General features: G+C 36.8%; 5 protein-coding genes. All 5 read left to right on the top strand.

The genetic code is table 11. The features are described 5' to 3' along the window. Nucleotides 1-275: 275 nt before the first annotated feature. Nucleotides 276-935 (top strand): HmuY family protein, encoded by a 660-nt coding sequence (locus tag ACFO3G_RS05050; RefSeq protein WP_380078578.1) that lies wholly within the window; start codon nt 276-278, stop codon nt 933-935. A gap of 292 nt (nt 936-1227) precedes the next feature. Further along, nucleotides 1228-1848 (top strand): HmuY family protein, encoded by a 621-nt coding sequence (locus tag ACFO3G_RS05045; RefSeq protein ID WP_380078576.1) that lies wholly within the window; start codon nt 1228-1230, stop codon nt 1846-1848. Between the two features lie 259 nt (nt 1849-2107). Then, nucleotides 2108-4276 carry a TonB-dependent receptor gene (locus ACFO3G_RS05040; RefSeq protein WP_380078574.1) on the top strand — a complete coding sequence of 723 codons (2169 nt, stop codon included), beginning with the start codon at nt 2108-2110 and terminating at the stop codon, nt 4274-4276. 110 nt (nt 4277-4386) lie between these two features. Further along, nucleotides 4387-4656: a hypothetical protein gene (locus ACFO3G_RS05035; protein ID WP_380078572.1), complete on the top strand. Its 270-nt coding sequence runs from the start codon at nt 4387-4389 to the stop codon at nt 4654-4656. Nucleotides 4657-5601: 945 nt separating this feature from the next. Continuing rightward, entirely contained in the window at nt 5602-9753 is a 4152-nt protein-coding gene (gene cas9, locus ACFO3G_RS05030) for a type II CRISPR RNA-guided endonuclease Cas9 (protein ID WP_380078570.1), read from the top strand. The last annotated feature ends 139 nt before the right edge of the window (nt 9754-9892 follow it).

The following is a 9892-nucleotide window of genomic DNA, read 5'->3' as shown; positions in this document are numbered from 1 at the left end:
CGGGCGGACGCCAATCCCCCCGGTGTTTTTCATGCCCGCCTGACGGATGAACTAAACAATGAAAGGAAATGATTAATTTTGACTCAAAGATAAATCTCCTTTACACACTTTTTGGGATACTACCCATTATGTGTTATTGTTTACCTCAAATCTACCTTAATATGGGTATGGACTATCTGTCTAATTAGAGGGAATTTTGCAATCGTATTAGAAGTCGTTGGAGTATTTGAATTGAATACGACTTTGAGAATGGTATTTATTAAATCTAAATTATTATGATCAAAAAGAATTGTATTGTTTTGATTGTTGCGTTAGCTCTAATGCTTTGTTCTTGTGGAAAAGACAATGAAAAGATTCCTGATTCTACTAAGCCGGAGGTACCTGTGACGCCGGCACCTTCACAAACATCCACGGTGAAAACAATTGAAAAGTTAGATGCCTCTGAATATGGCTTCTGGGTTTTCTTTTCATTTGAGGAAGGAAAAATTGTTGAAAAATCGCAAAATGAAGAACCAAAAGAGGGGCTTGGTTGGGAACTCGCATTTAATAGAGAGTATATAAAACTTAATGGTCCTGAGGGATTCAGGGGACAAGCAGTTATTGCTGACACGGGGATTGAAGACTTTGATGCTGTTACTAAGGAAACTAAGGTGAATTTCCTTCACAATAAACTTCAAGATATTCATTGGAAGGCTCTTCAGATGGGAAATTTTGAAGACGCAGAAAAGTACATTTGTCCACTTCACTCTTTTGAGTTTTTGACTGAGAATATGCCTGATCTTGAAAAGGTCTATCAAGTGAATAGGAATGTTATGATTGTTCGATCTGCAAAGGGTGATAAATTATATAAGATGCAATTTGAATCTGCATATAACTCACAAGGTCAACCCATGCATAAAGGTGCTAAATTGACATTTAGATATTCAGAGCTTTGATTCTCTGTCTTCTTGTGCATTTTATGGAGAAATAGCATTTTGTTTTTCCTAATAAAGGTCTGTTTTGGTCTAATTAATTTGGTGTAAATCATTCTATTTATACTTTTGTCAAAGGAATGGTATTGTAATCTATCTTTTGATGTAATATATTGATAACAAATATGTTATAATGTATTTGTCAATTGGGTTGATAGGCAATATATTGAAAACGATTTGTCTGTTTCTAAAAATATGGAGCAAGTTTTGTGGTGAATACCACACGACTCCTAAGAATTTAAAAATAAGTCTATCTATGAAGATTAATTGTTATTTAATTAGTGCAATTGCACTGATGGTTGTGTCATTTTCATCTTGTAGTAAAGATGAGAAGAAAGAAGAGTCTATCCAAGGTGTAGAAGTGGCCATTCCTCCCCTTGATAAGTGGGTCTATTTTACTTTTGATGGAAACAAAAGCATCCCTCTCACCGAAGATCAGGCAAAAGAGTCTCATGAATGGGATATTGCCTTTCATATTGGAGATATTCGGGTTAATGGCTCTGAAGGTTTTCCGGGAAAAGCTGCAATCTTTGAAACTGGAACGACTGATTTTGCCTCTGTTTCCATTACTACTCCTCACAGTGATATGATTGGGAATAAATTGACCTCTATTATTGTGGCGGCAGATAGGACAAAGGGACCAACCGGTGAAATGATACATGAGGATCAGTATGCTACAGGTCTCAATACATTTACAATAGATTTTCAGAAGATGATTGCAGAGAGACGTCCTCGAGAGGCTTTCGAACAAAATAATCATGTTTTTATCGTTTGTGCTGCTGATGGAAAAACAATGTACAAGATGCAGACTATTTCCATCTTTGACAAAATGGGTAAGCTGATGAAAACACTGACCTTGCGAATAGAAAAGCTCTGATGTTCGTCCAATCAACGAGGTTGGTTGGTTATTGGCAGAAGCAGATTCCTAAAATGTTTTCTAAACATAATCAAGCAACTTCGTTATTTTCCCTTACGATTAAATTCGAACAAATGACTTTGGAATGTTTGGATAGAAAATCGGATGACAAACCATTAGTAGATGCCAAAATCGTTTCAAAATGTTTTTGTAGGCACTTTCTATCGACAAATTAGGGTTAAAGTCTATTACTCCTTCTTTAAATTATCAATCTCTTATTATGAAATTCGGCTATAGGTTGTTTCTAATCATTGCATTGCTTTCGATTATTTCTTTATCGGCTTCTGCGCAATCACGAAATCTTCTTCTGAGCGGTAAAATTACTGATGCGACAAGTGGAGAGCTTCTTCCGGGCGTTACGATATCTGTTGATGGATCGCAGGTAGGTACAATTACCGATGCAGAAGGCAAATACATCTTACAATGTGTCTTGCCTCGTGGTAAGCACACTGTCTCTGTCGTAGTAAGATGTATGGGATATAAGACGATTGTACGAAAGATAGATCAACTTGGGAAACAGGTGGTGAATTTCTCCCTACAGCATGACTATCTTAATTTAGAAGGGGTTACAGTTACTGCTACACGAACAGAGAAGACTTTGTCATGTGCTCCCATTGTGACCAAGTTGATATCGAACTCTGATATTCAAAGGGTCAATGCTCCTTCAGTTAAGGATTTGCTTGAATACGAAATACCTGGAGTCGAGTTTTCTAATCATGGAGGACAGACCAGTATTAAGATGCAAGGATTTGAATCCGGTTATATTCTTTTTTTGATAGATGGGGAGGAACTTTCGGGGCAAAATAATGGAAATATTGATTTACAACGTATCTCTCCTGATCAGATAGAGCGTATAGAGGTTGTTAAAGGGGCAGGTAGTGCTCTTTATGGTTCGAATGCCATTGCCGGGGTAGTCAATATCATCACAAAGACAAGTCGTAAGCCCTTCTCTTTGTTTGCATCTTTGGGGTTCAATCAGCCGGGGCATTATTCCTCTTTTGCAGAGATTGGGATAAATCGTAATGGTATAAGAAGTATGACTTCGGCATCTTATAGCGATGCGAAAGGATATCATATCTATGCCCAATCAAAGAGCGATTCTACCTATGTGCCTCGCAATAAGGTTTGGAGAATAGGGGAGAAACTCCAATGGTCTCCATCAAAATCATTTAAGTTGAATGCCAATTTGGGATTTACTAATCGTAAGCAGTTCAATTCGATCTATGAGAATCAAATTAATCAAACTATCAATGGATATATTAGCGGAGTATTCAAACCCAATGATCATTCCTCATGGACTCTCTCGACTAATCAGGATATTAGTATAAGGAGTGTGGAATTTCCATTGGTCCATACGGCAGATTCAACCGCATACAAAAACTATCTTACAATGGTAAGGCTTCAAAATGATCGTGTTTGTGGTGATGATTTTAATATAAATGTTGGTGTTGAATACCATGCTGAAGGGATGAAGTCTTTTCAAATATCAGGTTTGCAGAAGATGACTTGGGCTAAATGGGGGGTGTTGTTTGGGCAGGCAATGCATGAGATACATGATAAGTTTAATATGATTTATGGGGCAAGATTGGATTGGCATTCTGCTTATGGCGTGAATGTATCACCCAAATTAGGATTCTTCTCTGATCTTGGTAATTTCAAAATAAGAGGTGGCTATGCGTGGGCCTTTAAGGCTCCGACCATTATGGAACTTTACTTCAATTGGTATCATGAGAATGGTGGAGGATTTAAAATATTTGGTAATCCCAACCTAAAGCCGGAGCGGGCTCATCAACTCAATTTTGGTACAGAGTATACAAAGGGAAGATTGTCTTTGTCGGCCAGTGCTCAATATACATGGTTTAGACATAAGATTTTGCAGACACAGGATGAGCAATACAATATTCATTATCACAATGCTACTGGATCAAGTCCGGTGTTTGGTATTGAGTTTAATGCTATCTGGAAACCACTTGAGTCTTTAAGACTATCTGCTAATTATTCGTATGTCCATGAAAAGGCAAATGTGGATATTGTAGGACAGACTATCAGTGTTGCTTCAGCTCGTCCTCATAGCTTAAATGGTCAGATATCATATGTTTATTCTTCCCAAAAGTATCTTTTGGATATCTCTTTGATGGGTAAGTTCCATTCCGGTTTTGATACCAATGTTATTGCCCAGGATTTTACTTCAAAGGAGCAAAAGTCAGAGTTTGTTCATTATCAATCTTATTTTGTTTCAAGGTTAACTGTCAATCAAAAATTGGTTGATAAGTATACCTTGAGTTTAGGGGTTGACAATATATTCGATTATCGAACTGATCATGTGTCTATGCTGGCTCCAATAACGCCGGGAAGAAGTTTCTTTGCTAAATTTATTGTGAATTTATAAGAAGTTACTTTTGAGAAACTACAGCCTTTGTAGCAATGTGAATCAAAAGGGGCATCATTGCGGAAGTGGATACTTTTTAGTATCTTAGTCACTCATAAAGAATAAGATACATGGAGATAAGCATAATACTTACCATACTTTTGATAGCTTTTTCGCTTGCAGGAGCATTCCTCCAAGGGGGTAAGGTATGTCTTATTAGTGGGGTACAAATGGCAGCCTCTATAATAAGCAAATACGATCTCATGAATAGTCTTTGTAGATGGGCTGTGAAGCTCATTAGGAAAGACCTTTGTCTGTTAAATACTGTTACTTTAAATACAACTCAAAAAGCTACTCAAACAACACTAATTTATACTGAAATCCCAATATTCAGGGGTTAGGGGTTTCTGACCTTCTACCGACTTAGCCCGTTTTATTAGTACGAAACGGGCTTTATTTATGCGCTATTTTAACAAGTAAGGTCGCGCGAGAAGCAATCTGTTCTCGCGCGACTATCGATCCGTTGTCGCGCGACCTTGACATGTGAAGTCGCGCTACTTCAAGTGCAACCTCGCGCGAGTTTAGGTTCAAAGTCGCGCGAGAATGGATTGCAAGTCGCGCGACCTTCCAAAAAAAGCAGCCTGAAGAGGGTTTTTAAGCCGTAAACTTGTTCAAAAAAAGATGTCTATACATATATTAACATTTAGATAGGACGATTTCGTCCTATCTTGTTTGTCTTTTGTAGAGAGTAAGTCTCTTTTTAGATCAAAAAAGGGCTGTTTTCATACTTGAAACAGGTTAATTATATTTATATTATTTATCTAATATGAGGTGGATTAAGCATAAATAAAGACTTATTTTTTGCTCATATATATCTATTTGATGCGTAAAAATCAGTCTGATTATCACTCAAAAGCATAATTATAATAGCGTGTGATTTTGTCGTGACAATCATTGTTATAATGGATGGTTGCTTAAGTATATTGAAGACAGAATATATGTACTTAATATTGAGGCGAATTGAAATGTATGAGATGTGTTCTTTAGACTTTTCAATGGCTTATGATGTGATATAAAAAAATGATCGACATCTATCGACGTCGACCATTCTTAATGTTTTCACATCGGAATAATCCTTATTGTGAATTGCTTCAATTTCGTAACACAAAGGTAGGGCTTTTTTCTATATATGCAATGTTTTATTGCAAAAAAGTTTTTAATGTTGATTATTTAGATCGATTTATCATCCCTATTAAGAACTTTAAACATCATATAAGTACAACTTATACCTAATGGTACGAATAATATTTATTAAGTTTACAAAAACATTACTAAATGCAATCCAAATGAAAAGAGTATTAGGACTTGATCTCGGTTCCACAAGTATTGGATGGGCTTTGGTCAATGAGGCTGAATCCAACGATGAAAAATCTTCTATTGTTAGGTTGGGAGTCAGAGTTATTCCACTTACAACAGATGAGGAATCTGATTTTGAAAAGGGCAACAGTATAACAACTAATGCAAATCGACAACTTAGACGTTCGATGCGACGAAATATACATCGCTATAAGCTTAGACGTCGTAATCTAAAAAGTTTACTTAAATCTTTGGGGTGGATTGATGATGATACCATCTTATCTGAAGATGGGGATTCAACAACTTTTGAAACTCTTAAATTGAGGGCAGCTGCAGCTTCAGAAAAGATAAGTCTTGAAGATTTTGCGAAGGTCTTGTTTATGATTAATAAGAAGCGCGGATATAAGAGTAGCAGAAAATCCTCTGATGAAGGGCTATCGGAAGATGATTCTTTAGATAGTATGTCAGTCGCTATTGAACTCATCGAGCGAGGCATTACACCCGGTGTTTATTGCTATGAATTAGCAAAGAAGTGCGATAAATTTATTAAGAAGAATTTGCCGCAGTTTTTTAAATCGGATCTTTTGAGAGAACGAGAACTTATTTGGAACACACAAGCACAATATTATCCCGATCTTTTGACGGATGAGGTGTTTAGAAAGGTGCATTTGAAGAATAAGAGAGAGACTACGGCCTATTTTTATGCGGCACATAACATTAAGGTTGAGGATCTTAAAGCTAAGGATGCTCTTAAACAAATTTACCTATGGCGAAGTGAAGCAATCGATAAACAACTGACTTTGTCTCAGTTTGTTTTAGTGTTGTCCGAATTGAATGCCGAGTTATCTTCAAGCAGTGGCTATCTTGCTGATATTTCTGATAGAAGTAAAGAACTCTATTTTCAGAAGAAGACAGTGGGGCAGTATTTGTTCGATATTATATCAGAAGATCCGCATAATACGCTTAAGAATCTTGTTTTTTATAGACAAGATTATGAAAAAGAATTCGAAGTAATATGGGGAGTGCAGTCAAAGTATCACAAAGAATTGACACCCGAGTTTAAGGATAAGATTAAGAATCGTATAATCTTTTATCAAAGACCCCTCAAGAGTAAAAAGGGGCTTATTGACTATTGTGAATTTGAGAGTAGAGAAGTCAAGGTGACGATTGATGGAAAAGTAAAAACAAAAATCAATGGACTTAGGGTAGCTCCCAAGTCTTCACCATATTTCCAAGAATTCAAAATTTGGCAGAAAATCAACGATATTAAAATGGGATCGCTGATTGGGCCGAATGACACTCCTTTGACAATAGAGGATAAAAATATATTATCCCGGTATCTTACCTATTCGGATAAGATTACAAAAAAGGATTTAATCAAGTTGCTTTGGTCTGGAGATGCTAATAGGGATATCAATTTTGAGGAGATCCAAGGAAATACAACTTTGTCGGCTTTTTATGAAGCTGCGAAACGAATTGTTGAGAGAGACCCCAGATGGACCAATAAGTTTGTTTCTAAGTATCGGGAAAAAGATATGGTGATGGTGAAGAAATTCCTGGATCTCAAAAATATAGATGGATCATTTCTCTTCTTTGATTCATCCAAAGATCCAAACAAACAAAAGTCTTTTCTTTTGTGGCATCTGCTGTATTCTTATGAATCGGATAATTCAAGGAGTGGGGTAGATTCGCTTATTAAGAAGGTGATGAAGCTTCTTAATATAGAAGATGAAGAGGATGCAAAGATTATTATTAAGATAAAATTTGTAGAAGATTATGGTAATCTCTCAACAAAAGCAATGCGAAAAATCTTACCTTACCTTAAAGAGGGAAGACAGTATAGTGAAGCCTGTGAGGATGCAGGATATAAGCATTCAAAGAGGTCGCTTACCAAGCAAGAGATTAAGGAGAAAATATATCTTGACAAGTTGCCAATAGTTCCGAAGAATAGTCTTAGAAATCCTGTGGTTGAGAAGATTTTGAATCAGATGGTCCATGTGATCAACCAGATTGCATCAACTTATGGCAAGCCGGATGCAGTGAGAGTTGAGTTGTCCAGAGATTTGAAGAGTAGCTCAAGGGAGAGACAAAGAGCTACTACTGAAATTGCAAAAGCGCAGAAAAATAATGCAAGAATAAAGGATATTCTTATGCAATCTCCATTTGGCCTTACTAATCCGAGCAGAAATGACATCATAAGGTATCGATTATATGAAGAGCTGAAAAATAATGCGTACAAATGTCTGTATTGTGATAATTACATTGACAGGACGGAGTTGTTTTCTCATAACTATGATATTGAACACATTGTTCCGCAAGCAAGACTTTTTGATGACTCATTTGTAAATAAGACAATTGTACATCGGGATTGCAATTTGAAGAAGAGCAACCGTACAGCAATAGATTATATTGAAGAAGAATATGGTAAAGAGGGACTCAATTCATTCAAAGCTCGTGTCGAAAGATTGCTGAAAAACGAGGATATCTCAAAGGCAAAGGCTAACAGACTTTTGATGAGGGAGGAGGAGATTCCTGAGGATTTTGTTAGTAGAGACATGAGGAATACACAGTATATCTCAAGAAAAGCTCTTGAGATGCTTGAAGATTTCGTTCCAGATGTTTTTGCCACTTCCGGAAGTATCACAGCTCGATTGAGAGAAGAATGGCAGCTTGTCAATGTGATGAAAGAACTTAATTGGGACAAATACAAGAAGCTTGGTCTGATCGAAATTCTTGAAGACAAGGATGGCAATGAGTTTGGCCGAATCCAGAATTGGTCCAAAAGAAATGACCATAGACATCATGCGATGGATGCGCTCACGGTAGCCTTTACCTCCAGAAGTCTAATCCAATATCTCAATTTGCTTAATCAAGGAGATGAGAAAGAATCGCTTGCTTCAAGATTGAAAGAAAAAGTTACCATAGTAGATAGTAGAGGTCGAAGACATATCAAACCTCCATTTGAAATGAAATCTTTTAGGAAAGAGGCCAAAAAATATTTGGATGAGATATTGGTTTCAATCAAATCTAAAACAAAAGTGGTTACGCCGAATGTAAATAAGATTTCATTGAAAAACGGAAAACATATGTTAGTTTCTCAATTGACTCCGCGTGGACAACTTCATAAAGAGACCATTTATGGAAAGAAAAAAACATATGTCACAAAGTATCTGAAGGTTGGATCAACTTTTGATCAAGAAACGGTACAGATGGTGGCGAATGAGGCCGAAAGGAATGCTTTGATGAAGAGGTTGGAGGAGTTTGATAATGATCCCAAAAAGGCCTTCACAGGTAAAAATAGTCCCAAAAAGAATCCAATCTTTTTAGATGAAAATGAAGAGATACAGCTTCCGGAAAAAGTAAAATTGGTTTGGTTTGAAGATGTCTATACTATCAAAAAGGATGTAACTCCGGATTTGAAGATAGAGCAGGTTATCAATCCATATGTAAAAAAGGCACTTCAGAGGAGACTCGACGAATGTGATGGAGATAAGAAAGAGGCTTTCAGCGACCTGGAGAAGAACCCAATTTATCTACATGAAGATAAGAAGGGAGGCATTACAGTTAAAAAGGTGACCATCAAAGGTCCTAATAAGGTGGTAGCTATTCATTCTAAAAAGGATAAAGATGGTGTCTGTATTTTAGATCACAATCAAAAAACATTACCAGTGGATTTTGTGGCATTGGGAAACAATCATCATGTCTCCTTTTTCTTGGATAAAGAGGGTGAAATACATGAAGTGTTAGTCTCTTTTTATGAAGCAACGCAAACTGCACTGGAAGGATTGCCGATCTTTAACGAGCATTATAATGAGCACTTAGGATGGAAGCATTTGCTTACATTGAAGCAAAATGAGTATGTCGTTATGCCCGATCCAGAGACAGGTTTTGATCCAAGAAGTTGCAATTTAATGGATAAGAACAATTACCATCTGATAAGCAAACATCTATTTAGAGTGCAGAAGTTTTCTGATGGTGACTATTATTTTAGGCATCATCTGGATACAATGGTGGAAGAAATCCGAGAACTTAAAGATGTTACTTGGATGAGAAAAGGTCTAAAAAAAGTGCACGAGTTGATAGAACAAGGTATGACAAAGGTGCGTGTCAACCACATTGGAGAGATTGTGCAAGTATATTGATCTGGAGTATTGAGGGGCTGTGTCATTATTCGTAATGATTCAGCCTCTAATTTTTTAGCAACCTCTCATTTCTTGAGTTTAAGCAGCCAATTTTTGGATGGGAGCTACCATTGGACTCACAGGAACTCCTAAAACAGAT

Source organism: Falsiporphyromonas endometrii (assembly GCF_042654485.1).
Lineage (GTDB): Bacteria > Bacteroidota > Bacteroidia > Bacteroidales > Porphyromonadaceae > Porphyromonas > Porphyromonas endometrii.
Note: the sequence above shows the minus strand (reverse complement) of the source record. Positions and strands in the feature narration are given on the sequence as shown.

Bases quoted from the DNA above. Each gene is read 5' to 3' on its own strand.
- ACFO3G_RS05050 (WP_380078578.1), top strand. From the start codon at position 276: ATGATCAAAAAGAATTGTATTGTTTTGATTGTTGCGTTAGCTCTAATG.
- ACFO3G_RS05045 (WP_380078576.1), top strand. From the start codon at position 1,228: ATGAAGATTAATTGTTATTTAATTAGTGCAATTGCACTGATGGTTGTG.
- ACFO3G_RS05040 (WP_380078574.1), top strand. From the start codon at position 2,108: ATGAAATTCGGCTATAGGTTGTTTCTAATCATTGCATTGCTTTCGATT.
- ACFO3G_RS05035 (WP_380078572.1), top strand. From the start codon at position 4,387: ATGGAGATAAGCATAATACTTACCATACTTTTGATAGCTTTTTCGCTT.
- cas9 (WP_380078570.1), top strand. From the start codon at position 5,602: ATGAAAAGAGTATTAGGACTTGATCTCGGTTCCACAAGTATTGGATGG.